22 protein-coding genes and 1 tRNA gene are annotated in these 23841 nt (G+C 71.2%); 12 read left to right on the top strand and 11 right to left on the bottom strand.

Annotation, left to right across the window (positions count from 1 at the left end):
- Window positions 1-12 precede the first annotated feature (12 nt).
- Window positions 13-789, top strand: a complete 777-nt coding sequence (locus ACWGKT_RS15470) for an SDR family oxidoreductase (protein ID WP_356157830.1) — start codon at window positions 13-15, stop codon at window positions 787-789.
- A 99-nt stretch (window positions 790-888) separates the two neighbouring features.
- Window positions 889-1893 (top strand): Gfo/Idh/MocA family protein, encoded by a 1005-nt coding sequence (locus ACWGKT_RS15465; RefSeq protein ID WP_453273985.1) that lies wholly within the window; start codon window positions 889-891, stop codon window positions 1891-1893.
- A gap of 108 nt (window positions 1894-2001) precedes the next feature.
- Here ACWGKT_RS15465 and ACWGKT_RS15460 read toward each other — a convergent pair whose 3' ends face one another.
- The 6 genes from ACWGKT_RS15460 to ACWGKT_RS15435 all read right to left on the bottom strand — a co-directional run bounded on the left by ACWGKT_RS15460 (window position 2002) and on the right by ACWGKT_RS15435 (window position 7814).
- Window positions 2002-2244: a hypothetical protein gene (locus ACWGKT_RS15460; RefSeq protein WP_453274031.1), complete on the bottom strand. Its 243-nt coding sequence runs from the start codon at window positions 2242-2244 to the stop codon at window positions 2002-2004.
- Window positions 2245-2293: 49 nt separating this feature from the next.
- A complete protein-coding gene (locus tag ACWGKT_RS15455; RefSeq protein ID WP_453273984.1) occupies window positions 2294-3601 on the bottom strand; it encodes a serine hydrolase domain-containing protein in 1308 nt (435 codons plus the stop codon).
- 299 nt (window positions 3602-3900) lie between these two features.
- Window positions 3901-4803, bottom strand: a complete 903-nt coding sequence (locus ACWGKT_RS15450) for a sugar phosphate isomerase/epimerase family protein (protein WP_453273983.1) — start codon at window positions 4801-4803, stop codon at window positions 3901-3903.
- 2 nt (window positions 4804-4805) lie between these two features.
- Window positions 4806-5714 carry an ATP-binding cassette domain-containing protein gene (locus tag ACWGKT_RS15445; RefSeq protein ID WP_453273982.1) on the bottom strand — a complete coding sequence of 303 codons (909 nt, stop codon included), beginning with the start codon at window positions 5712-5714 and terminating at the stop codon, window positions 4806-4808.
- Between the two features lie 4 nt (window positions 5715-5718).
- Window positions 5719-6795, bottom strand: coding sequence for an ABC transporter permease (locus ACWGKT_RS15440; protein ID WP_453273981.1), 1077 nt, complete (start codon window positions 6793-6795; stop codon window positions 5719-5721).
- Complete coding sequence (locus tag ACWGKT_RS15435) at window positions 6795-7814, bottom strand: sugar ABC transporter substrate-binding protein (RefSeq protein ID WP_453273980.1); 1020 nt, start codon at window positions 7812-7814, stop codon at window positions 6795-6797. Before ACWGKT_RS15435 ends, ACWGKT_RS15440 begins: the two co-directional genes overlap by 1 nt.
- A 381-nt stretch (window positions 7815-8195) precedes the next feature.
- On the opposite strand from ACWGKT_RS15435, the gene iolD reads away from it, so the two are divergent.
- From iolD to ACWGKT_RS15405, 6 genes are all read left to right on the top strand, one after another.
- Window positions 8196-10067, top strand: a complete 1872-nt coding sequence (gene iolD, locus ACWGKT_RS15430) for a 3D-(3,5/4)-trihydroxycyclohexane-1,2-dione acylhydrolase (decyclizing) (protein WP_453273979.1) — start codon at window positions 8196-8198, stop codon at window positions 10065-10067.
- Window positions 10068-10158: 91 nt separating this feature from the next.
- A complete protein-coding gene (locus tag ACWGKT_RS15425) occupies window positions 10159-10944 on the top strand; it encodes a GntR family transcriptional regulator (protein ID WP_356157808.1) in 786 nt (261 codons plus the stop codon).
- A 269-nt stretch (window positions 10945-11213) separates the two neighbouring features.
- Window positions 11214-12527 (top strand): ABC transporter substrate-binding protein, encoded by a 1314-nt coding sequence (locus ACWGKT_RS15420; RefSeq protein ID WP_453273978.1) that lies wholly within the window; start codon window positions 11214-11216, stop codon window positions 12525-12527.
- Window positions 12528-12535: 8 nt separating this feature from the next.
- Window positions 12536-13516: a carbohydrate ABC transporter permease gene (locus ACWGKT_RS15415; protein ID WP_453273977.1), complete on the top strand. Its 981-nt coding sequence runs from the start codon at window positions 12536-12538 to the stop codon at window positions 13514-13516.
- Entirely contained in the window at window positions 13513-14409 is an 897-nt protein-coding gene (locus tag ACWGKT_RS15410; RefSeq protein WP_356157799.1) for a carbohydrate ABC transporter permease, read from the top strand. Before ACWGKT_RS15415 ends, ACWGKT_RS15410 begins: the two co-directional genes overlap by 4 nt.
- A 118-nt stretch (window positions 14410-14527) precedes the next feature.
- Entirely contained in the window at window positions 14528-16546 is a 2019-nt protein-coding gene (locus ACWGKT_RS15405; protein WP_453273976.1) for a beta-galactosidase, read from the top strand.
- A gap of 33 nt (window positions 16547-16579) precedes the next feature.
- Here the strand turns inward: ACWGKT_RS15405 and ACWGKT_RS15400 are convergent, their stop codons facing one another.
- The gene (locus ACWGKT_RS15400; protein WP_453273975.1) at window positions 16580-17245 is read right to left on the bottom strand and encodes an NUDIX domain-containing protein; all 666 of its coding nucleotides are present in this window, start codon (window positions 17243-17245) and stop codon (window positions 16580-16582) included.
- 155 nt (window positions 17246-17400) lie between these two features.
- Window positions 17401-17474, bottom strand: a tRNA-Pro gene (locus tag ACWGKT_RS15395).
- Window positions 17475-17579: 105 nt separating this feature from the next.
- Here ACWGKT_RS15395 and ACWGKT_RS15390 point away from each other — a divergent pair.
- Window positions 17580-18113, top strand: coding sequence for a DUF309 domain-containing protein (locus tag ACWGKT_RS15390; protein ID WP_453273974.1), 534 nt, complete (start codon window positions 17580-17582; stop codon window positions 18111-18113).
- 90 nt (window positions 18114-18203) lie between these two features.
- Entirely contained in the window at window positions 18204-18977 is a 774-nt protein-coding gene (gene cobF, locus ACWGKT_RS15385; protein ID WP_453273973.1) for a precorrin-6A synthase (deacetylating), read from the top strand.
- 10 nt (window positions 18978-18987) lie between these two features.
- Here cobF and ACWGKT_RS15380 read toward each other — a convergent pair whose 3' ends face one another.
- Window positions 18988-19746, bottom strand: a complete 759-nt coding sequence (locus ACWGKT_RS15380; protein WP_453273972.1) for a cobalt-precorrin-6A reductase — start codon at window positions 19744-19746, stop codon at window positions 18988-18990.
- A 98-nt stretch (window positions 19747-19844) separates the two neighbouring features.
- Here ACWGKT_RS15380 and ACWGKT_RS15375 point away from each other — a divergent pair, with 98 nt between their 5' ends.
- Window positions 19845-20636 carry a TIGR01458 family HAD-type hydrolase gene (locus tag ACWGKT_RS15375; RefSeq protein WP_453273971.1) on the top strand — a complete coding sequence of 264 codons (792 nt, stop codon included), beginning with the start codon at window positions 19845-19847 and terminating at the stop codon, window positions 20634-20636.
- On the opposite strand, the gene ACWGKT_RS15370 is transcribed toward ACWGKT_RS15375, so the two are convergent.
- Entirely contained in the window at window positions 20633-21406 is a 774-nt protein-coding gene (locus ACWGKT_RS15370; RefSeq protein ID WP_453273970.1) for a sulfite exporter TauE/SafE family protein, read from the bottom strand. The two genes, ACWGKT_RS15375 and ACWGKT_RS15370, sit on opposite strands and share 4 nt — an antisense overlap.
- Before the next feature lie 75 nt (window positions 21407-21481).
- Complete coding sequence (locus ACWGKT_RS15365; protein ID WP_356157746.1) at window positions 21482-22666, bottom strand: thiolase family protein; 1185 nt, start codon at window positions 22664-22666, stop codon at window positions 21482-21484.
- A 135-nt stretch (window positions 22667-22801) separates the two neighbouring features.
- Here ACWGKT_RS15365 and ACWGKT_RS15360 point away from each other — a divergent pair, with 135 nt between their 5' ends.
- Window positions 22802-23614, top strand: coding sequence for an alpha/beta hydrolase (locus ACWGKT_RS15360; RefSeq protein ID WP_453273969.1), 813 nt, complete (start codon window positions 22802-22804; stop codon window positions 23612-23614).
- Window positions 23615-23841 lie beyond the last annotated feature (227 nt).

The following is a 23841-nucleotide window of genomic DNA, read 5'->3' as shown; positions in this document are numbered from 1 at the left end:
GGCGAGGAACTCATGGGACTTCTCGACGACAAGGTCGTCCTGGTCAACGGGGGCAGCCAGGGCGTGGGCGCCGCCATCGCGCGGGCCGCGGTCCGCGAGGGCGCCACGGTAGCCGTCACCGGCCGCCGCCCCGAGCCGGGCGAGGCCCTGGTGGCGGAGCTGTCGGCGGCCGGCGGCACGGCGATGTACGTTCAGGCCGACCTGTCGGACGCCGACCGGGCGAAGGCCGCCGTGGCCGAGGTGGTCGACGCGTACGGCCGTGTCGACAGCCTCGTCAACTCCGCGGGGCTGACCTCGCGGGGCACGCTGCTGGACACCACGCCCGAGCTGTTCGACGCGCACATCGCGATCAACCTCAGGGGCCCGTTCTTCGCCATGCAGGCGGCGGTCACCGACATGGTCGCGCGCAAGGCGTCCGGCACGATCGTCAACATCATCACGTCCTCGGCGCACGGCGGGCAGCCGTTCCTCGCCCCGTACGTCGCCGCGAAGGCCGGCTTGATCGGCCTGACCCGCAACGCGGCGCACGCCCACCGCTGGGACCGGATCCGGATCAACGGCCTGAACATCGGCTGGACGGCGACGGAGGGCGAGGACGCGACGCAGCGGGCCTTCCACGACGCCGGGGACGACTGGCAGGACCGGGCCGCGGCCCACCTTCCGATGGGCAAGCTCGGCCGGCCGGACGAGATCGCCGACTTCGTGGTCTTCCTCCTGTCGGACCGCTCCGGCGTGGTCACGGGCTCGGTCATCGACTGGGACCAGAACGTACTGGGCGGGCTGGACTGAGGACATCGGGTCCGTCCGGCCACTCGAACCCGGAGTGAACAGCCCGTCCGGCGGCTCAGGTCCGGACAGTCATCACACGCACAAGGAGCAGCGGAGCACATGCGCATCGGAATCCTCGGCCTCGGCCGCATCGGCGCCTTTCACGCCGAGACCCTGTCCGCTCTCGACGCCGTCGAGTCCCTCGTCGTCGCCGACCCGTTCATGGACGCCGCGAAGACCGCCGCCGAGCGATTCGGGGCCGAGGTCGCGGACTCGCCCGAGGCCGTCCTGGCCGCCGGCGTGGACGGCCTCGTGGTGGCCGCCGCCACCGACGCCCACCCGGCCCTGATCCTGGCCGGTGTCGAGGCCGGCGTCCCGGTCTTCTGCGAGAAGCCGGTCGCCCGCACCATGGCGGAGGGCGTCGAGGTGCTCAGGGCCGTCGAAGGCAGCGGCGTACCCATCCAGATCGGCTACAACCGTCGCTTCGACGCGGGCTTCGTGGCCGCGCGGGCGGCCGTGCACGCCGGTGAGCTGGGAAAGCTGCACACGGTCCGCTCGACGACGCTGGACCCGGCCCCGCCGCCAGCCGCGTACATCGCCGCGTCGGGCGGCATCTTCCGCGACTGCTCGGTGCACGACTTCGACATCATCCGCTGGGTGACCGGCCGTGAGGTGACCGAGGTGTACGCCGTCGGCGGCAACCGGGGTGCCGACTTCATCAAGGCGGCGGGGGACGCCGACACCACGGGCGCGATCCTGACGCTGGACGACGGCACGATCGCGGTGGTCTCCAACAGCCGCCACAACGCCCGGGGCTACGACGTCCGCATGGAGCTGCACGGCTTGGAGGACTCCATCGCCGTGGGCCTGGAGGACAAGCTCCCGCTGCGCTCCGTGGAGCCCTCAGTCACCTTCCCCGCCGGCACCCCGCACGACTTCTTCATGGACCGGTTCACGGCCGCCTACCGCGCCGAACTCACCGCGTTCACCGAGGTCGTCGCCGGCACCCGTACCTCCCCCTGCACGGTCGCGGACGCCCTGGAGGCGGGCTGGATCGCGGAGGCCTGCACGCTGTCCCTGCACGAACACCGCCCGGTGACGATCGCGGAGGTACGCGGCGCCTGAGCCGCCCGCGGACCGGCGACGACGAGGCGAGGGGAACCTGACGGCCCTCGCCTCGTCGTCGTCCCGCGCCGGACCGAACCGGCACGTGGCGTCGGCCCGCGCCTCGGCTCAGAGACAGTAGCGGACCATCCACTCGTCGGGGTTGTAGGCGTCCCGTGCCGGATCCCGCGGCGCGGCGGGGCGCTCCTCCACCGTGTCCTGCGGGCGGACCCGCTCCGGCAGCGCCCCGAACCGGGCCCGCCGCAGCTCCGCGGCCTCGGTGGCGTCCGGGGTCCGCTCCCCCTGCCCGTGTCCCTGTTCCTGCCCTTGTCGCTGCTCGGTCTGCGACGTCCTGTCCGTCGACTCGGTCATCTCGTCCTCCCCGCTCCGGCACTCGCGCCCCGTCACCCTGAGAACGCGCTCACCTCGCCGCCGGTTCCGCGGGCAGGTCGAAGACGTGGTCCGGGGAGACGATCGACGTGATCGCGTCGCCCAGCAGGGTGCTGGGCTCCTGGCCCTTGTGGCTGATGTCGGTGTTCAGCAGGACCACGAGCGTCGCCCTGGCCGACGGGAGGTAGATGGTCAGGGACTCGTAACCGGGCAGCGAGCCGTTGTGCCCGATCCAGCCCTGGACGTTGAAGATGCCCAGTCCGTATCCGGCGCCCGGGATGGAGGTCGGCGGCGTGGTGAGGCGCTGTTTCTGGGTGGCGGGGCTGATCAGGAAGTTGCCGTCCGGGAGCCGGCCGGTGGCCACGGTGGGCGCCCAGACCCGCAGGTCGTCGAGGGTGGAGATCATCGCGCCGGCCGCCCAGCCCCAGGACGGGTTCCAGTTCGCCGAGTCCTCCACCCGGCCGGTCGCCGTCTGGTCGGTGTAGCCCTGCGCGTGCGGGGTCGGGAACTCGTTGCCGGTCGGGAACAGGGTCTCGGCGAGCCCGGCCGGGGCGAGGACGTGGTCGTGGATGTAGTCCCCGAGCGGCCGGCCGCCGGCCTTCTCGACGACCAGACCGAGCAGGATGAGGTTGGTGTTGGAGTAGTCGAACTTCTCGCCCGGCGGGAACAGCACGGGGTGCTTGAAGGAGTAGGCGAGCAGTTCCCGCGGGGTGAACGGGCGTTGCGGATCGGAGGTCAGGGCCTTGAAGAAGCCGTCGTCCTCCGAGTAGTTGAACAGCCCGCTGCGCATGCCGGCCAGCTGGCGCAGCGTGATCCGATCGCCGTTCGGCACCCCGCTGACGTACTGGTCGATCGTGTCGTCCAGGTTCACCTTCCCCCGGTCCACGAGGTCCAGCAGCGCCGTCACCGTGAACGTCTTGGTCTCGCTGCCGATCCGCATGTACAGGTCGGGGCGCATCGGCGCGCCGTTGCTCTTGTCGGCGACGCCGAAGGACTTCACGTACTCCCCCTTGTCGGGGGTCCACAGACCGACGGTCACGCCCGGGATGTTCGCCTCCCGCATGACCCGCCGCACGGCCGCGTCCACCTGCTGCCGCACCGCGGGGGTGAGGTCACGGACCTCGTTCCCGGAGGGCGACGGCGGGGTGGGTTCGGCGACGGAGGCCACCGAGGCGGCCATGCCGGTCGTGGCGGACGGGGCCGACGTGGCGGTCGTGCCGGTAGTGGCGGACGACAGCGGCCGGGCCGCGGCGGAGGTGCCCGCGGCGGGCACCACCAGCATCCCCACCGCGGTGACCAGGACGGCCCCACTGCGACAGCGTGCGGACGAGTGCGACATGGCCCCAACTCCCCAATGCGGACACCGGAGGACCGCCCCGCCGATGCCGTGGAAGGCGGCGGGACGCGGCCGGTCGGCACGTCCAGGCGCCTCTCGCGTCCTGGGCGAAACCTCGGGGCGGGTTCCCGCGCCGCACGTCGCGCCGCGGTCACCGCCGTGCCGGGAGTCGAGGCCGGACGGCCTTGTGGAGCACAAGCATAGGAGCGCCCGCGTGCCGCCGCCTGTCGGCGGGCGGCGGTGCCGCGGGCGCTCCTGGCGCACGGTGACCGCAGGTCAACGCTCGGTGAGCGGCACCCCGTTCACGCCCCGCACGACCGCAGGAACCGGCGGGTGCGCACCGCGATCGGCAGCGGCTTGTCCGGCTCGCAGGGGTACATGTCCTGCTCGACGATCGCGAACAGATCGACGCCGAGCCGCTGTGCCGCCGCCAGCACCGGCTCCAACTCCGGCACTCCGGACGGCGGTTCGCACATCACGCCGCGCTCGACCGCCGGGCCGAACGGGATCTCGTTCGCCACGACGTCGGCGAGGACCGCCGGGTCGACCTGCTTGAGGTGCAGATAGCCGATGCGCTCGCCGTACGTCTCGATGAGCTTGACGCTGTCCCCGCCGCAGTACGCGTAGTGGCCGGTGTCCAGGCAGAGGTTGACCAGCCCGGAGTCGGTCGAGTCGAGGAACCGCTCGACGTGCTCCTCGGTGTCGATGTGCGTGTCGGCGTGCGGGTGGACGACGATGTCCAGCCCGTACGTCTCCTTCACCTCGTGGCCGAGCCGTTCCATGCCCTTGGTGAGGTGGGCCCACTGCTCGCCGGTCAGCTCCGGGGGTTCCAGGAGCTCGGCGGTCTTGTCGTCGCGCCAGAAGGAGGGGATCACCACCAGGTGTCCGGCACCCATGGCCCGGGTGAGCGTGGCGACCTGGGCGACGTGCTGCCAGGTGGACTCCCAGACGGCGGGGCCGCGGTGCAGGCCGGTGAAGACCGTACCCGCGGACACCTTGAGGTTCCGCCTGTTCACCTCGTCGGTGAGGCGGGCCGGGTCCGTGGGCAGGTAGCCGTAGGGACCCAGTTCGATCCAGGAGTAGCCGGCCTCGGCCACCTCGTCCAGGAAGCGTTCCCAGGGCACCTGCTGGGGGTCCTCGGGGAACCAGACGCCCCAGGAGTCGGGCGCCGAGCCCACCCGGATGCGGTCGAGGGCGTTCGCCATGGTCAGGAGGTCCCTTCGGGGTGGGCCGCCACGGGTGCGGTGAGGTCCTTCTCCTCGGGGAGCTCGTCCACGTCCACGCCGCGGACCTGCGACAGTTCGTGCTTGAGCGCGGTGAGTTCGGCGCCGCCGGCCATGTGGTTGGTCAGCTCCTCGAGGCCGACCTCGCTGCGGTCGGCGCTGAGTTCGAGGGTGCCGAGGCGCAGCACGCTGAAGTGGTCGCCGACCATGTAGGCGTGGTGCGGGTTGTGGGTGATGAAGATGACGCCGAGGCCGCGGTCGCGGGCGGCGGCGATGTACTTCAGCACGACACCGGACTGCTTGACGCCGAGGGCGGCGGTCGGCTCGTCCAGGATGAGCACGCGGGCGCCGAAGTAGACGGCGCGGGCGATGGCCACGCACTGGCGCTGGCCGCCGGAGAGCGTGCCGATGGGCTGCTCCAGGTCGTCGAGCACGATGCCCATGTTGCGCAGTTCCTGGTCCGCGGTCTTCTTCATCCGGTCGATGTCGAGACGGCGCACGGGCCAGGGGCCCTTGGTCATCTCGGAGCCGAGGAAGAAGTTCCGCCACACCGGCATCAGGGGCACGGTGGCCAGGTCCTGATAGACGGTGGCGATGCCCTTGCCGAGCGCCTCGCGGGGGCTGCCGAAGCGCACCGGCTCGCCGTCCACGAGGAAATCGCCCTCGGTGTGCTGGTGCAGCCCGGAGATGATCTTGATCAGGGTGGACTTGCCGGCGCCGTTGTCGCCGAGGACGCAGGTCACCTTGTTCGGGTGGACCGTCAGGTCGACGCCGTGCAGGGCGCGGATGTTGCCGTACGACTTGCCCGCGTTGCGCAGTTCGACGATGGGTCGGTCGCCGCTGTCGGGCGTGGCGTCCTTGAGGACGGCTCCGTGGGTTCCGTTGGTCGTCATGAAGTCACCTCCGGGTCGCCGTGCGACTGACCCACAGATTGATGAGGACGGCGCCGAGCAGCATCACGCCCAGGAAGGCCTTGAACCAGTCGGGGTTCCAGCCCGCGTAGACGATGCCCTGGTTCACCATGCCGAACATGAAGGCACCGAAGACCGGGCCGATGGCGGAGCCGTAGCCGCCGGTGAGCAGACAGCCGCCGATGACCGCCGCCGCGATGTAGATCAGCTCCTGGCCGACCCCCTCGCCGGACTGGACGGTGTTGAACGAGAACAGCTGGTGCATGCCGAGGAACCAGGCGCCGAAGCCGACGGTCATGAAGAGCGTGATCTTGGTGAAGCTCACCGGGACGCCGACCGCGCGGGCGCTGTCCTTGTTGCCGCCGACGGCGAAGATCCAGTTGCCGTACTTGGTGCGCAGCAGGACCCAGGTGGCGAGCGCGGCGAAGACCAGCCACCACACGACGGTGATCTTCACCTCGACGCCGCCGACGTCGAACGAGGAGGCGAATATCTTCTTCGCCTGGTCGAAGCCCTCCATGTTGCTGATGTCGTCGGTGGCGACGTTGCCGGTGATCGACTTGGTGACCGCGAGGTTCACGCCTTGCAGGATCAGGAAGGTGCCCAGCGTGACCAGGAAGCTGGGCAGGCCCGTACGGACCACCATCCAGCCGTTGAACGCGCCGACCCCGAGGGAGGCGAGGAGGGCGACGATCACGCCCACCCACACGTTCATGGTCAGCTGGTAGCTGATCATGCTCGCGGTGAGCGCCGAGGTGATCACGGCGACACCGGACGAGAGGTCGAACTCGCCGCCGATCATCAGCAGAGCCACCGGGAGGGCCATGATGCCGATGGTCGACGACTGGTAGAGCACGGTGGCCATCGAGCTGCCCTGGCGGACCGCCGGCGCCGCGATCAGGAAGAAGACGAAGACGGCCACGGCGCCGAGGAAGACGCCGACTTCGGGCCGGGCCAGCAGGCGCAGCGCCAGGGGGCGTCGCGCCGTGCGGCCGTCGGTCTCCTTGGGGCCGGGGGCCGGCGGTGTGGTCACCGCCGGCCCACCCTGCTGGGTCATGCTCATCACCGAGTGCCCTTCGCGGCGAACGCGGCGACCTTGTCGACGTTGGTCTTGTCGACGAAGGCCGGACCGGTCAGCACCGGCTGCTCTCCGCCGCCCATGTAGTTGCCGTTGTTCTTGTACAGCCACAGGGAGTCGATCGCCAGGTAGCCCTGCAGGTACGGCTGCTGGTCCACCGCGAACTGGATCGACCCCTTGGAGATCGCGCCGGTCAGTTCCTTGTTGAGGTCGAAGGTGGCGACCTTCGCCTTGCTGCCCGCGTCGTCCACCGACTGGACCGCGGTCAGGGCGTACGGGGCGCCGAGCGCGACCACGTAGTCGATGTCGCTGTCCTTCTTGAGCTTGGCCGTGATCGTGGACTTCACCGACGGCATGTCGGTGCCGTTCACGTACAGCGTCTCAGTCGTGCCGGAGAACGTCTTCTTCACGCCGTCGCAGCGCTGGGTGAGACCGACGTTGCCCTGCTCCTGGATCACGCAGACGGCCTTCTTGGCCCCCTCCTGGTTGAGGCGCTTGCCGAGCGCCTCGCCGGCCACGCTCTCGTCCTGGCCGAAGAACTCCATCAGGCCGAGCTTCTGCCAGTCGCTCACCCCGGAGTTGAGGCCGACGACGGGGATGTTCGCCGTCTTCGCCTTGCTCACGACCTCCTTCATGGCGTCGGGCTTGGCGAGGGTGATGGCGATGCCGTCGACCTTCTGGTCGATCGCGTTCTGGACCAGGTTGGCCTGGTTGCCCGCGTTCGGGTCGGCGGAGTAGACGAGCTTGATGTTGTCCTTGGCGGCGGCGGCCTCGGCGCCCTTGCGGACGATGTCCCAGAAGGTGTCGCCGGGCGCCTGGTGGGTCACCAGCGCGACCGTCATCCGGGGGGTGTTGGCCTTGCCCGCGGAGGCGTTCGCCCCACCCTCTTCCGACTTCTTGCCGCCGGAGCTGCTGGAGCAGCCGGCGAGGGTGAGTGCTGCCACTGCGGCAACGGCCACGACGGGAGCCAGTCTGCGGGAGCGGGAGTACGAAGAGCGGTCCATCTTTCCGGCACCTCACTGTGCGAGCAGGAGAAAGGGGGATCTGCGAAGACGAAGATCCATGGGCCCGGGGCCGGGAGGCGATCCGGGTTGTTTGCTGTGCGTTGGGACGGGATCCAAGTCCCTGCCGCGCCCGCTGTCAATACTTTGTTAAGACATCATTTCACACGCAGGTCCGAATGTAAGTACAAACCATTGACAGCAGGGGCCCCGGGGACCTACACCTGAGCGCATGGCCACGTCAGCAGCCCGGTCCTGTGCCCCCGTCACGAGGGGCCGTGTCGGAGTTGATCTCTACCCGCTCCGCACAGGCGTACCCCTGAGCCCGGCGCAGACGTCCGGGAAGTACACCGCCCCGTCCGAGGAAACCCAGTGAGGTCCCCGATGAGCCCCAGCACGACCCGCCTGACCGTCGCCCAGGCCCTGGTGCGGTTCCTGTCCGCCCAGTACACGGAGCGCGACGGCGTACGGCACCGGCTGATCGCCGGCACCTGGGGCATCTTCGGCCACGGCAACGTCGCCGGGATCGGCCAGGCGCTGCTGGAGCACGGCGACGTGATGCCGTACCACCAGGGCCGCAACGAGCAGTCCATGGTGCACGCGGCCGTCGGGTACGCCCGCCAGCTCAACCGCCTCTCCGCGCAGGCCGTCACCACCTCCATCGGCCCCGGCGCGACCAATCTGGTCACCGGCGCCGCGCTGGCGACCATCAACCGCCTGCCGGTCCTCCTGCTGCCCGGCGACTACTTCGCCACCCGCCCCGCCGACCCGCTGCTGCAGCAGCTGGAGCACCCGGTCGAGGCCGACCTCTCCGTGAACGACACCCTGCGTCCGGTGTCCCGGTACTTCGACCGTGTCACCCGGCCCGAGGCGCTGATCCCGTCCGCGCTGAACGCCATGCGGGTGCTCGCCGACCCGGCGGAGACCGGCGCCGTCACCCTGGCGCTGCCGCAGGACGTGCAGGCACAGGCGTACGACTGGCCCGAGGAGTTCTTCACCGACCGCGTCTGGCTCGTACGGCGTCCCGCCCCCGACCCGGTCGAGCTGGCCGAGGCGCTGCGCGCCGTCCGGGCCGCCGAGCGGCCGCTGATCGTGGCGGGCGGCGGCGTGCACCACAGCGAGGCCGAGGACGCGCTGAGGGCCCTGGTGGACGCCACCGGCATCCCGGTCGCCTCCACCCAGGCGGGCAAGGGCTCCCTGCACCACGACCACCCGGCCGACCTCGGCGGCATCGGGCACACCGGCACGGCGGTCGCCGACGACCTGGCCCGCACCGCCGATCTGGTCATCGGGGTCGGCACCCGGTACACGGACTTCACCACCGCCTCCGGAACGCTCTTCCGGCAACCCGGCGTCCGCTTCCTGAACCTCAACATCACCGCCTTCGACGCCCACAAGCTGGCCGCCCGCACCGTGGTGGCCGACGCGCGCACGGCCCTGGAAGCACTCGCCGAGGGGCTGGCCGGGCACCGCGTGGACGCGGCGTACGAGGCGGAGTACCGCGGCGGCAAGGAACGCTGGGACCGGGTCGTGGAGGCCGCCTACCGCGCCGCCGACGAGGACGCCGTACCGACCCAGACGCAGGTGCTCGGCGCCCTCGACGCGGTGGTCGGCGACGCGGACGTGGTGATCAACGCAGCCGGCTCGCTCCCCGGCGACCTGCACAAGCTGTGGCGGGCCCGTTCGCCGCGCCAGTACCACCTGGAGTACGGCTACTCCTGCATGGGCTACGAGATCCCGGCCGGCATCGGCGTCCAGCAGGCCGCCCCGGACACCGTGGTCTGGTCGCTGGTCGGCGACGGCACCTATCTGATGATGCCGACCGAGATCGTCACCGCCGTCCAGGAGGGACTGCCCGTCAAGCTGGTCCTGATCCAGAACCACGGGTACGCCTCGATCGGCGGCCTGTCCGAGGCGGTGGGCGGCGAGCGCTTCGGCACCGACTATCGCCATCGCGCGGCCGACGGCACCTTCTCCGGCGCCCCGCTGCCCGTGGACCTCGCCGCCAACGCGGCCAGCCTGGGCATGCACGTGCTGCGCGCCAAGACGGTGCGCGAGCTGCGCGAGGCGCTCGCCACCGCCCGCGCGTCGGACCGGCCCACCTGCGTGTACGTCGAGACCGATACCGCCCCGAGCGCTCCCGGGGCCGAGGCCTGGTGGGACGTACCCGTCGCCGAGACCGCCACCCGAGAGGCCGCCGTACGGGCCCGCGAGACCTACGACCGTCAGGTCGCCGACCGCCGCCGGCACCTGTGAACTTCCCCCGACGAAAGGCCCGCACGACCATGAACCCCGGCTTTCCCCGCCGCTCCTGACCCCGCACCGAGCCCTGGAAGGAGGTGTCCCGGTGACCAGAACCGGTGACCACTCTCGTCCCGTGACCGGCCCCGCCCTCGACTCCGTCGACTTCGACCTGGACCGCAGCAGTCCGGTGCCGCTGTACTACCAGCTCGCCCGGCAACTGGAGGCGGCCATCGACCACGGGGTCCTCGCCCCGGGCAACCTCCTGGGCAACGAGGTCGACCTGTCCGTGCGCCTGGGCCTGTCCCGGCCCACGGTCCGCCAGGCCATCCAGTCCCTGGTGGACAAGGGCCTGTTGGTGCGCCGGCGCGGCGTCGGCACCCAGGTGGTGCACAGTCAGGTCAAGCGACCGCTGGAGCTCAGCAGCCTCTACGACGACCTGGAGTCGGCCGGACAGGGCCCGACCACCCAGGTGCTGCGCAACGAGCGCGTGCCCGCGACCGCCGACGTCGCGGCCGCCCTCGGTATCGCGGAGGGCGGCGAGGTCACGCTCCTGGAGCGGCTGCGCTTCACCCACGGCCAGCCCGTGGCCTTCCTGTGCAACTACCTGCCCACCACGCTGCTCGAACTCGACACGGCCCGGCTGGAGTCGACGGGCCTGTACCGGATGATGCGCTCGGCGGGCGTCACCCTGCACAGCGCCCGCCAGACCATCGGCGCCCGCAGCGCCACCGCCGAGGAAGCCGTGTGCCTCGACGAGAAGGAGGGCGCGGCCCTGCTCACCATGCAGCGCACGGCGTACGACGACACGGGCCGTCCGGTCGAGTACGGATCGCACATCTATCGGGCGTCCAGGTACGCCTTCGACTTCCAGTTGCTGGTCAGACCGTAACCGGACTCACCCGCTCCGCCCAGCCCGCACGGCACCCCTGCCGTGCGGGCTCCGCGCGCTGTTGGTTTCTGAACGAACCTGCTGGTGATCGTGTCGATTACGTTTCGGGCAAGAGACGATGTTCTGGGGACGTGGGCTATTGACGCATGGTGGGACATGGGGCTGTTATTACGCCACGATGTTCGGTCGAGTTGGTTTCTGATCGGTTTCGAGGACCTTTCGGGAGTCGGCTCGCTCCCTTGACCGAACCCCTGCCTTCAGGAGCCGCCATGCGCCTCACCCCTTCCGGCCTCGCCGTCCCGGGTCCCAGCCGTCGTTCCCTGCTGCGCGGGGTCGGTGGAGCGGCCCTCCTCGCGGGCGCCGGCATACCCCTGCTGTCCGCCTGTGGCGGCAGCGGCACCTCGTCCGACCCGAAGACCGTCTCCCTCGGCTCCAACGCGTCCGACGCCGTGCCGAAGAAGGCCTTCGAGTCCGTGTACGCGACCTTCAAGAAGCAGTCCGGCATCACGGTCGATGTCAACACGAAGGACCACAACACCTTCCAGGAGCAGATCAACTCCTACCTGCAGGGCACGCCGGACGATGTGTTCAACTGGTTCGCGGGCTACCGGATGCAGTTCTTCGCGGCCAAGAAGCTCGCCACGCCGATCGACGACGTGTGGGCGAAGATCGGGGACAACTTCCCCGAGGCGATGAAGAAGCTCAGCAAGGGCGAGGACGGCAAGTACTACTTCGTGCCGCTGACCACGTACCCGTGGGCGATCTTCTACCGCAAGAGCGTCTTCCAGCAGCACGGCTACAAGGTCCCCGCCACCTGGGACGAACTGGTCGCCCTGTGCAAGCAGATGAAGAAGGACGGCCTGGTGCCGATCGCCTTCGGCGACAAGGACGCCTGGCCGGCGATGGGCACCTTCGACCAGATCAACTTCCGCCTCAACGGCTACGACTTCCACGTCGAGCTGATGGGCGGCAAGGCCGCCTGGACCGACGCCAAGGTGAAGGCCGTCTTCGACCACTGGGCCGAGCTCCTCCCCTACCACCAGGACGGCTTCATGGGCCGCACCTGGCAGGACGCCGCCCAGAGCCTGGTGTCCAAGAAGGCCGGCATGTACCTCCTCGGCTCCTTCGTGGCCCAGCAGTTCACCAACAAGGCCGACCTGGACGACCTCGACTTCTTCCCGTTCCCGGAGATCAACTCCGCGTACGGCCAGGACACCGTGGAGGCGCCCACCGACGGCTTCATGGTCAGCAAGGCCCCCAAGAACCACGACGGCGTCGTCAAGCTGCTGGAGTACCTGGGCTCCCCCGAGGCCGAGCAGAGCTACCTCAAGGTCGACCCGAGCGTGGTGGCCGCCTCCAGCAAGGCCGACACCTCCTCCTACTCGCCGCTGCAGAAGAAGGCGTTCGACATGATCAGTGGCGCCAAGACCCTCACCCAGTTCATGGACCGCGACTCGCGGCCGGACTTCACCTCGACGGTGATGCAGCCCGGACTGCAGAAGTTCCTCCAGAACCCCAAGGGCGTGGACGGCTTGCTGTCGTCGATCGAGCGCCAGAAGAAGCAGATCTTCGCGTCCTCGTGAGCAGCGGCATGACGACCGACATGACGACAAAGACCCCGGAGGCGGCCGCCGTGCCGCCTCCGGGCGCTGCCTCCGCATCCAAGCGGGCCCAGCAGGGCCACCGGCGCCTGCTGACCCGCCGTGACCGGATCACGCTCGCCCTGATGGCGGGCGTGCCCACGGTCCTGCACGTGGCCCTGGTCTGGGTCACCGCCCTCGCCTCCATCTTGCTCGCCTTCACCACCTGGGACGGCATCGGGTTCGACTCGATCAAGTGGGTGGGCCTCGACAACTTCCAACAACTCTTCAACGACAACCCGCAGTTCTGGCCGGCCGTCCAGCACAACGTCATCTGGTTCGTGGCGCTCATCCTCGTCCCGACGCCGCTCGGCCTCTTCCTCGCCGTCCAGCTGGACAAGAAGATCCGCTTCAGCCGGGTCTACCAGACGGCGTTCTTCCTGCCGGTCGTCATCTCGATGGCGTGCATCGGCTTCGTCTGGCAGCTGGTCTACAACCCGGACACGGGCCTGATCAACAGCCTGATCGGGGCCAACAAGCCCGGCCACTACATCGACTGGATCGGCGACCCGGACCTCAACCTCTGGGCCGTCCTCGTCGCCGCGTCCTGGCGGCACACCGGCTACATGATGATCCTCTACCTGGCCGGCCTGAAGAGCGTGGACCCGTCCCTGCGCGAGGCCTCGGCCCTGGACGGCGCCAACGAGTGGCAGACGTTCAAGAACGTCATCTTCCCGACGCTGCGGCCCACCAACACCGTGGTCCTGGTCGTCACCATCATCGAGGCCCTGCGCGCCTTCGACCTGGTCTTCGTCTTCAACAAGGGCGCCCAGGGCACGGAGTTGCTGTCGATCCTGGTGACCAACAACATCATCGGCGAGTCCAGCCGGATCGGTTACGGATCGGCGATCGCGGTGGTCCTGCTGGTCATCTCCCTAGCGGTGATCATCCCGTACCTGGTGGCCACCTTCCGGAAGGAGCGTCGATCGTGAGCGCCCCCACCCTCGCGGCCGGCGCGCTCAAGAAGCGCGCGCCCGTCCGCCCCGCCCGCATCCTGCTGCACGTCTTCCTGGCGGGCACGGCGCTGGCCTGGCTCGCCCCGCTGCTGTGGGCGATCTTCTCGGCCCTGCGGCCGTACGGCGAGACCAGCGAGAAGGGATACGTGTCCTGGCCGGACACGCTGAACTTCGACAACTTCACCAACGCGTTCAAGCAGTCGGACATGATGCACTACTTCGGCAACACGTTGCTGATCGCGGTGCCGGCCGTACTGCTCACCCTGTTCCTGTCGTCGATGGTGGCCTTCTACGTCAGCCGCTTCGACTTCCGGCTCAACCTCGCGTTGCTGCTGGTCTTCACGGCCGGCAACCTGCTCCCGCAGCAGGTCATCATCACCCCGCTGTACCGGATGTACCTGCTGACCGATCTGCCGGGCGTCACCGCTAGCGGCAAGCTGTACGACTCCGCGCTCGGGCTCGTGCTGATCCACGTGGCGTTCCAGTCCGGCTTCTGCGCCTTCGTGCTGAGCAACTACATGCGCTCGCTGCCGCACGAGCTGACCGAGGCCGCGCTCGTCGACGGCGCCTCGGCGTGGCGGCTGTACTGGCAGATCACGCTGCCGCTGTGCAAGCCGGCGATGGCGGCCCTGGCCACCTTGTTGTCGATCTGGATCTACAACGACTTCTTCTGGGCCCTGGTGCTGATCTCGACCGGCGAGAACATGCCGATCACCTCGGCCCTGAACAACCTCTCCGGCCAGTACTTCACCGACCCGAACCTGGTCGCCGCCGGTGCCCTGCTCACCGCGATCCCCACGCTGGTCGTGTACTTCGTGCTCCAGCGGCAGTTCGTCAGCGGTCTGACCCTGGGCTCCAACAAGGGCTGACCCGGCTCCACCCGAAAGAGAACCCCGTGCACAACCCGTTCATCTCCGTCGCCCCGATCCTCGTGGACCCGCGCTCCGCCCGGGCCCACGAGGAGGGCCGGCAGTCCGGAGCCACCCGATGAAGCGCACCCTGTCCGTCCCCGGCATCGCCTACGGCGGCGACTACAACCCCGAGCAGTGGCCCGAGGAGGTGTGGGCCGAGGACGTACGCCTCATGCGCGAGGCGGGTGTGAACATGGTCAGCGTCGGCATCTTCTCCTGGGCGCTGCTGGAACCCTCCGAGGGCGCCTTCGACTTCTCGCGCATGGACCGGATCCTGCACCTGCTGCACGAGAACGGCATCGCCGCCGACCTCGCCACGCCCACCGCGGCGCCGCCCGCCTGGTTCTTCCGGGCCCACCCGGGGGCCCTGCCGGTCGACCGGGAAGGCCGGACCCTCTCCTACGGCAGCCGCCAGACGTTCTGCCCCAGCAGCCCGGCCTACCGCGAGGCCGCCCTGCGCATCACGGGCGCGCTCGCCGAGCGGTACGCGGACCACCCGGCCGTCGTGATGTGGCACGTGCACAACGAGTACGGCTGCCACAACGCGGCCTGCTACTGCGACACCAGCGCGGAGTCCTTCCGCCGCTGGCTGCGGGCCCGGTACGGCGACGACCTGGCGGCCCTCAACCACGCCTGGGGCACCACGTTCTGGAGCCAGTGGTACTACGACTGGGACGAGATCCTCCCGCCCCGTGCCACCGGCGCCGTGCCCAACCCCACGCACCAGCTGGACTGGCGGCGCTTCTGCTCCGACGAGCTGCTGTCGCTGTGCACGGCGGAGCGGGACCTGCTGCGCGCGGCGGCCCCGGCGATCCCGGCCACCACCAACTTCATGGTGATGCACAACTTCGACGCGCTGGACTACTGGCGCTGGGCCCCCGAGCTGGACGTGGTCTCCAACGACCACTACCTCATGTCCGCCGACCCCGAGTCGGAGATCGACGTGGCGCTCAGCGGCGACCTGATGCGCTCCCTGGCCGGCGGCCCCTGGCTGCTGATGGAGCACTCCACCGGCGCCGTCAACTGGCAGCCGGTCAACCGCGCCAAGCGCGCCGGTGAGCTGCGCCGCAACGCCCTCGCCCATGTGGCGCACGGCGCGGACGGCATCGCCTACTTCCAGTGGCGGGCGGCCAAGGCGGGCGCCGAGCAGTGGCACTCGGCGATGCTGCCGCACGCGGGCACGGACAGCCGGATCTGGCGCGACGTGGTCCGGCTCGGCGCGGACCTGAAGGCCCTGGCCGAGGTGCGCGGCAGCACCGGCACCGCCGAGGTCGCCGTCGTCTGGGACTGGGACGCCCGCTGGGCCGTGGAGCTGCCCTCGCAGCCGAGCGGCGAGCTGCGCTACCAGGACCTGGTGCGGGCCTGGTACGAGCCGCTGTGGCGGTCGGGCGTGGCCGTGGACTTCGTCCGCCCCGACGCCGACCTGTCCGCCTACCGGCTGGTCCTCGCCCCCACGCTCTACCTGGTCGACGACGCGGGCGCGGCGAACCTCACCGCGTACGCCGAGCGCGGCGGCACGCTGGCCGTCGGCTTCCACAGTGGGGCGGTCGACGAGAACTGTCATGTGCGGCTGGGGGGTTACCCGGGGGCGTTGCGGGAGGCCCTCGGAGTGCGCACCGACGAGCTGTTCCCGCTGCTGCCCGGCGAGCCGGTCGGGCTGGGCGGCGAGGTGCCTCAGGGCGCCTCGGGCACGCTCTGGTCGGAGCGGGTGCGCCTCGACGGCGCCGAGGCGGTCGCGTCGTACACGGACGGCCCGCTGGCCGGTGTCCCGGCCGTGACCCGGCACCCGCACGGCGCGGGCTCCGCCTGGTACGTCGCGACGCTCCCGGACCCGGACACCCTCGCCGACCTGCTCGCCCGCATCCGCGGCGAGGCGGGCGTGGAGCCGGTCCGCACCGCCGCGCCCGGGGTCGAGGTGGTCCGGCGGCGCGGCCCGGACGCGGACTACGTGTTCGTGATCGACCACTCCGGCAAGGGCGCGGCGGTCCCGGTGGCCCAGGGCGCCACGGAACTCCTCTCCGGCAAGGAGCTCATCGGCACGGTCGGCGTCGCACCCGGCGACATCGCCGTCGTACGGGAGCCGCGGGGTCGGTGAGCCCCGTCCGGGCGGGCCGGCCGGCACCCGCGGTCAGGTCTTGGCGAACGGCCCTTCCAGCGCGGCCCACTGGAGCAGCATGATGGTCTTGGCGTCGGCGATCTCGCCGGTGCGGATCATCTCCAGGGCCCGGCGGAAGGGCAGTTCGAGAATCTCGATGTCCTCGCCCTCCTCGTCCAGGCCGCCGCCCTCGTGGGTGCGGGTGGCGGGACCGTAGGCGGCCGCGTAGAAGCCGACCCGCTCGGTCACCGAGCCCGGGCTCATGTAGACGTCGAAGACGTGCCGGACGTCGCCGACGGTGTGCCCGGTCTCCTCCACCGCCTCGCGCCGGACGGCGATCTCGGGGTGCTCGTCCTCGTCGTCGAGCACCCCGCCCGGCGTCTCGACCAGCATCCCGTCGAGGTGCCCGTTGACGTACGCGGGGAAGCGGAACTGCCGGGTGAGCAGCACGGTTTCGCGTTCGGCGTCGTACAGCAGCAGGGTGGCCCCGTTGCCCCGGTCGTGCGTCTCGCGCTGCTGGGTGTGCCAGGTGCCGTCGGTGTGCCGGTAGTCGAAGGTGGTCGCGCGTTCGACGTACCAGTGGCTGGACAGCAGCTTGACGTCGCGCACCTTGACCCGGGGATTGCCGGTGAGGTCCAGGCCGGTCCGGTCGAGTCCGGTGCGGCCGCGCCGGTCCGGGGTGTCGATGCCGGCGGTCATCGGGCGCCCGCCGCGCGGCGGTTGGCGTACGAGGTGGTCATGGAACCTCTCTACCACCCGCGGCCGCGCCCCGGTGGCCGCACGCGGGACGCCGACACAGGCGAAAGCCCGTGCCGGATTGCTCCCGCACGGGCTGCGACCTGCGTCTTCGCAAGTCGGGACGACAGGATTTGAACCTGCGACCCCTTGACCCCCAGTCAAGTGCGCTACCAAGCTGCGCCACGTCCCGGTGCGCTCACTCGCGGTGACCCGCTTGATCGCGCGAACAGAACTTTACCCCACGTACCGGGGTGGGCCGAAGGGGGCACCCCGGGGGCGGTGGAGAATCGGTCCTATGGGGAGCACAGGCGCATCGCCGGGGCGGCCGGTGGAGAACCGGGACCGGGACAACGAGGGACGGGCGCGCAACGCGCGGCCGCGGGACGGGCTGGGGCGGCCGCTGCCGTACGGCGCGGACGGGGTGGCACGGCAGCCCGAGGGGGTCGTCCGCGCCCCGGAGCGGACCGTCACCGAGGCACAGGCGCTGCTGGACGCGGGGAAGCCGTTCCACGCGCACGAGGTCTTCGAGGACGCCTGGAAATCGGGTCCCGAGACCGAGCGCACGCTGTGGCGGGGGCTGGCCCAGGTGGCCGTGGGACTCACGCACGCGGCCCGCGGGAACGTCACCGGCGGCGCGCGGCTGCTGCGGCGCGGCGCGGGGGCCGTGGAGGACTGGGCGGCGCGGAGCGGCGAGCCGCGTCCGTACGGGATGGATCTCGCCGGGCTGGCGGCCTGGGCGCGGGAGCTGGCACAGGCCGTGGAGCGGGGCGGCGAGCCGGTCGACGCCGGCGCGCGGGCGCCCCGGCTGCGGGGGCCCGCGGCGTCGTAGACCCCGTTGCGGTGGGTGTCGTGGCCCCCCGTCGCGGTGGGTGTGGAGGCGGTGCACGGACTGTCAGTGGGATGGGGCAGACTCGATGACGTGCGAAAGATTCATGTCATCGGTATCGGCGCGGGCGACCCCGAGCAGCTGACCCTGCAGGCGGTCAGGGCGCTGCGGAGCACGGACGTGTTCTTCATCCTCGACAAGGGCGAGGTGAAGAGCGACCTGACGCGGCTGCGCCGGGACATGCTGGACGCGCACCTGCCGCAGGGGGCGTACCGGGTGGTGGAGGCGCGCGACCCGGAGCGGGACCGCCGCGCGGGCGGCGCGGACTACTCCCCCGCGGTCGGGGACTGGCGCAGCGCCCGCGCCGGGATCTACGAGCGGCTGATCGCCGAGGAGCTCGGTGAGGACGAGACCGGGGCCTTCCTGGTGTGGGGCGACCCCGCGTTGTACGACAGCACGCTCGGGATCCTCGAAGAGGTGCTGACCCGGGGCGCGGTGTCCTTCGAGTACGACGTCGTGCCCGGCATCAGCAGCGTCTCGGCGTTGGTCGCCCGGCACCGCACGGGCCTGAACCGGGTGGCGCGTCCGGTGCAGATCACGACCGGCCGGCGCCTGGCCGAGGGCTTCCCTCAGGGGGTGGACGACGTGGTGGTGATGCTCGACGCCCACCAGACCTTCCGGCAGTACGCGCAGGAGGACATCGACATCTACTGGGGCGCCTACATAGGCACCCCGGACGAGATCCTCGTCTCCGGCCCGATCGCCGAGGCCGCGCCCCGCATCGAACGCGTCCGCGCCGAGGCCCGCGACCGCAAGGGCTGGATCATGGACACGTATCTGCTCCGCCGGAACCCCGGTCAGGAGTAGCGCCCGGGGGTCAGGAGCCCGATGGCGGCGGGGTGAGGCCCAGCCGTTCCGGTACGTCCGCCAGGTCGGTCACCGCCGTCACGCCGGGCGGCAGCGGAGGGCGCCGGACGACGACCACGGGCAGGCCGAGTTCACGCGCGGCCGTCAGTTTGGCCGACGTCGCCTCTGAGCCGCTGTCCTTCGTCACCAGCACGTCGACGCGGTGTTCGCGGAGCAGGGCCCGCTCGTCGGCGAGGGTGAAGGGGCCACGGGCCAGGACGACGTCGACGTCCGGCGGCATCGGCGGCTCGGGGGGTTCCACGGACCGTACGACGAAGTGCAGGTCCGTCAGGTGGGCGAAGGCGGCGAGGCCGAGGCGGCCGGTGGTGAGCAGGACGCGGCGGCCGAGGCCCGGCAGCGCGTCCGCCGCCGCGCTCAGGGACGCCACGGTGTGCCAGCGGTCGCCCGGGACGGGATGCCAGCCCGGGCGGCGCACCACCACCAGCGGCAGCCCGGTCGCCGTCGCGGCGAGCACCGCGTTGGCGGTGATCCGGGCGGCGAAGGGGTGCGTGGCGTCGACGACGGCGTCCACCCGCTGCTCGCGCAGCCACCCCGCCAGCCCCTCTGCCCCGCCGAACCCGCCGATCCGTACGTCCCCGGCCTGCGCCCCGGGCCGGGCCACCCGGCCCGCGAGCGAGGTGGTGACCCGGACACCGGAGCGGGCCGACAGCTCTGCGGCCAGCAGACGGGCCTCGGTGGTGCCGCCGAGGATCAGGACGTGCGGGGACATGGGGTGAGCGTAGGAGACCGTCCGGGGATCACCCAATCCGGTCAGGCACCGGCGCAGTTCGCCGACCGTTCCGCGGCCCGGATCGCTATCGTCCAGTCATGGAATCCGTGCGTGCCGTGCTGATCGACATCGACGGGGTGCTCACGGTGTCGTGGCAGCCGCTGCCGGGTGCGGTGGAGGCGCTGCGGGAGATCCGGGCGGCCGGGCTGGGCGTCGTCCTGGTGACCAACACGACGTCCCGTACGCGGGCGTCGATCGCCGAGACCCTGTCGGGAGCCGGTTTCGAGGTGACCGCCGAGGACGTCCTCACCGCGCCGGCCGCCACCGCCGCCCATCTCGCCGAGCACTTCCCGGGCGCCCGCTGCACGCTGCTGAACAGCGGGGACATCGCGGACGACCTCGGTGGGATCACGCTCGTGGACGACGACACGGTCCCCGATGTGGTGATCGTGGGCGGCGCGGGTCCCGAGTTCGACTACGCGGCGATGAACCGGGCCTTCGGGCACCTCCAGCGGGGTGCGCGGCTGGTGGCCGTGCACCGCGGCCTGTACTGGCGCACGGAGGCCGGGCTGCAGCTGGACACGGGGGCGTTCCTGCTCGGGCTGGAGAAGGCGGCGCGCGTGGAGGCGGAGGTCACGGGCAAGCCGTCACCGGCGTTCTTCGGGGCGGCGCTGGCCCGGCTGGGCGTGACGGCGGACCGGGCCCTGATGGTCGGCGACGACATCGAGTCCGACGTGCTGGCGGCACAGCGCGCCGGGATCACCGGCGTCCTGGTGAGGACGGGCAAGTACCTGCCGGAGACGCACGAGAAGGCGAGCGGCACCCCGGACCACGTCGTGGACTCGTTCGCGGACCTGCCCGGTCTGCTGGGCCTGGGGCGAGCGGGCTAGGGCAGGAGCAGTTGTACGCCGCCCACGACCGTCGCCGCGATGACCAGTTGCTCGAACAAGCGCTGGTTGATCCTGTTCACAGCCCATTTGCCGAACAACGCCCCGGGCACGACGAACACCACGAGCGCGGCGTCGAGGAGCAGCGAGCGGCCGTCGATCAGGCCGAGTCCCGCACTGAAGGGCACCTTGGCCACGTTCACGATCAGGAAGAAGAAGGCCGACGTGCCCAGGAAGCCCAGCTTCCTGAAGCCCGCCGACAGCAGGTACATCGACATCACCGGGCCGCCGGCGTTGGCGACCATGGTGGTGAAGCCGCCGAGGACGCCGTAGGAGCGGGCCTTGACCCGGCCCGCCCGGGTGGTGACCGCGTCCGGCTCCGGGGCCGCCTCCTCGGTGCGCCGCCGCCACACCGTGATGGCGGCCATCAGCAGCAGGATCGCGCCGATCGAGGTGCGTACGACCCCGTCGTCGGCCCACATCAGGAACAGCGTGCCGACCACCACGCCTGCCGCGACCGCCGGGAACAGCCGCCCCAGCGTGGGCCAGTGGGCGTGCCGGCGGTAGGTGGCGACGGCGAGCAGGTCGCCGGCGATCAGCACGGGGAGCAGGACCCCCGTCGAGGCGCGGGCGGGCAGGACGGCCGCGAAGACGGCGAGGCTGACCGTGTTGGCCCCGCTGACCGCGGTCTTGGAGAAGCCGACGAGCAGCGCCGCGCAGGCGAGCGCGGCGAACTCCGCGTGGGTTATGTGCCAGAGCGTCATCGTGTTCATGCGGGAACCGATGCTATGTGCAGCCAACCGACACCGGTAAGGAGTGTCTCGCCAGTTGACCCCCGGCGCCGACTCCTACCGCTCGACCAGCACCGCGGACCCCTGGCCGGCGCCCACGCACATCGTCGCCAGCCCCCGCTCCGCGCCCGTGCGCCGCATGCGGTGCAGCAGCGTCGTCAGGATGCGGGCGCCCGAGCAGCCGAGGGGGTGGCCGAGGGCGATCGCGCCGCCGCTCGGGTTCACCAGCTCCGGGTCGATGCCGAGCTGGTCGACGCAGGCGAGGGCCTGGGCGGCGAACGCCTCGTTGAACTCGGCCTCCTGGACGTCCCCGATCTCCCAGCCGACGCGGGCCAGGGCCTTGCGCGTGGCGGGCACCGGACCGATGCCCATCACGTCGGGGTGGACGCCCGCCGACGCGCCGGCGACGTACCGGCCCAGCGACTCCAGCCCGAGCTCGGTCAGGGCCCCCTCGCTGACCAGCAGGAGCCCGGCCGCGCCGTCGTTCATGGGCGAGGCGTTGCCCGCGGTGACCGTGCCGCCCTGCCGGAAGACCGGCTTGAGCCGGGACAGCTTCTCGTACGAGGTGTCCTCGCGGACGCACTCGTCACTGTCGACGACGATGCCGTCCGGGCGCTCCACGGGCAGGAGTTCGTCGTCGAAGTGGCCGTTCTTGCGGGCGGCGGCGGCCAGTTGGTGGCTGCGCAGGGCGAACTCGTCCTGGCGCTCGCGCGTGATGCCGTACCGCCCGGCGACCTCCTCGGCGGTCTCGCCCATGGACAGCAGGCCGTGCAGCTCCTTCATCGCGGGGTTGACCAGCCGCCAGCCGAGGCGGGTGTCCACGGTCTCCATGCGGTGCGGCAGGGCCTCGTCGGGGCGGGCCAGCACGAAGGGGGCGCGGCTCATCGACTCGGAGCCGCCGGCGATCACGATGTCGGCCTCACCGGCGGCGACGGTGCGGGCGGCCGTGGTGACCGCCTCCAGGCCGGAGGCGCACAGGCGGTTGACGGTGGCGCCGGGCACGGAGTCGGGCAGTCCGGCGAGCAGCGCGGCCATCCGGGCGACGTTGCGGTTGTCCTCGCCCGCCTGGTTGGCGGCGCCCCAGTAGATGTCGTCGATCCGGGCCGGGTCGAGTGCGGGCACGTCGGCGACCAGCCGGCGGACGACGCTTGCCGCCAGGTCGTCGGGCCGCATCGAGGACAGGGCCCCGCGCAGCTTGCCGATGGGGGTGCGGCGGGCGGCCGCGAAGTGGACGGGACGCACGACAGGACTCCTGACCGACGACGCTGAGGATCGGCGCGACACTCTTAATTAGCACCGCTAGTTTTGGACTATAGACCGCGGAACGGCGCCCTGGGAAGATCCCTCGGGCCCTTCCCCGACGCAACCGGAGGCGACATGACCGAGGCCCGCGAGCACGTCCTGACCGGGACCCGGGGCATGATCACGACACGCGTGTGGCCGCATCCGGGCCCACGGTACGTGGCCCTCGTGGTGCACGGGTACGGCGAGCACGCCGGCCGGTACGAGGAGCTGGCCCAGGTCCTGTCCGGGCACGGCGCGGCGGTCTACGGGCCGGATCACGTCGGCCACGGGGCGTCGGCCGGTGAGCGGGTGGTGATCGAGGACTTCGAGGACGTGGTCACCGATGTGCACGCCGTGGTCGGGACGGCCCGCGCCGCGCACCCCGGCCTGCCGGTCGTCATGATCGGTCACTCCATGGGCGGTCTGATCGCGGCCCGGTACGCCCAGCGGTACGGCGATCGACTCGCCGCCCTCGTCCTGTCCGGGCCGGTGATCGGCGCGTGGGAGCTGCCGGGGCGACTGCTCGCCCTCGACGAGATCCCGGACACCCCCCTCAGCCCCGCCGCGCTCTCCCGGGACCCCGCGGTGGGCGCCGCGTACGCCGCCGACCCCCTGGTCTGGCACGGCCCGATGAAGCGGCCGACGCTGGAGGCGTTCGTACGGACCCTGGACACCGTCGCGCGGGGCGGCGCCCTCGGACCGCTGCCGCTGCTGTGGCTGCACGGCGCCGACGACCGGCTGGTGCCGCTGCCCGGCAGCCGTGTCGGCGTGGAACGGCTGAGCGGCGGCCGACTGACCGAGCACGTCTACGCGGGTGCCCGACACGAGGTGTTCAACGAGACGAACAGGACTGAGGTCTTCGCGGACCTGACCCGTTTCCTGGACGACGTGCTGCCGCCCGACTGAGCCGGTGCCGTTGCAGCCATGAGCCGGCGCCCCCGCGAACATGAGCGACGGCCGACGCGACGCGGTTGGCCGGAAGCCCCACCACGACATGGCCGGGGACGCCCGGTCCGGCGCCCAGCGCGGCGGACCGCCGGAGGGCGGCGCCTGCCGCTCCTTCCCGTCGGCGAGGCCGAACCCGCGCCGCCCGCAGCCGAGTTGAACCGTGCGCGGTCGGTCGCGGAGGTGGC

It is taken from the genome of Streptomyces sp. NPDC054794, from assembly GCF_053611585.1.
The sequence above is the reverse complement of the archived record's forward strand: the minus strand, read 5'-3'. Positions and strand labels throughout refer to the sequence as shown.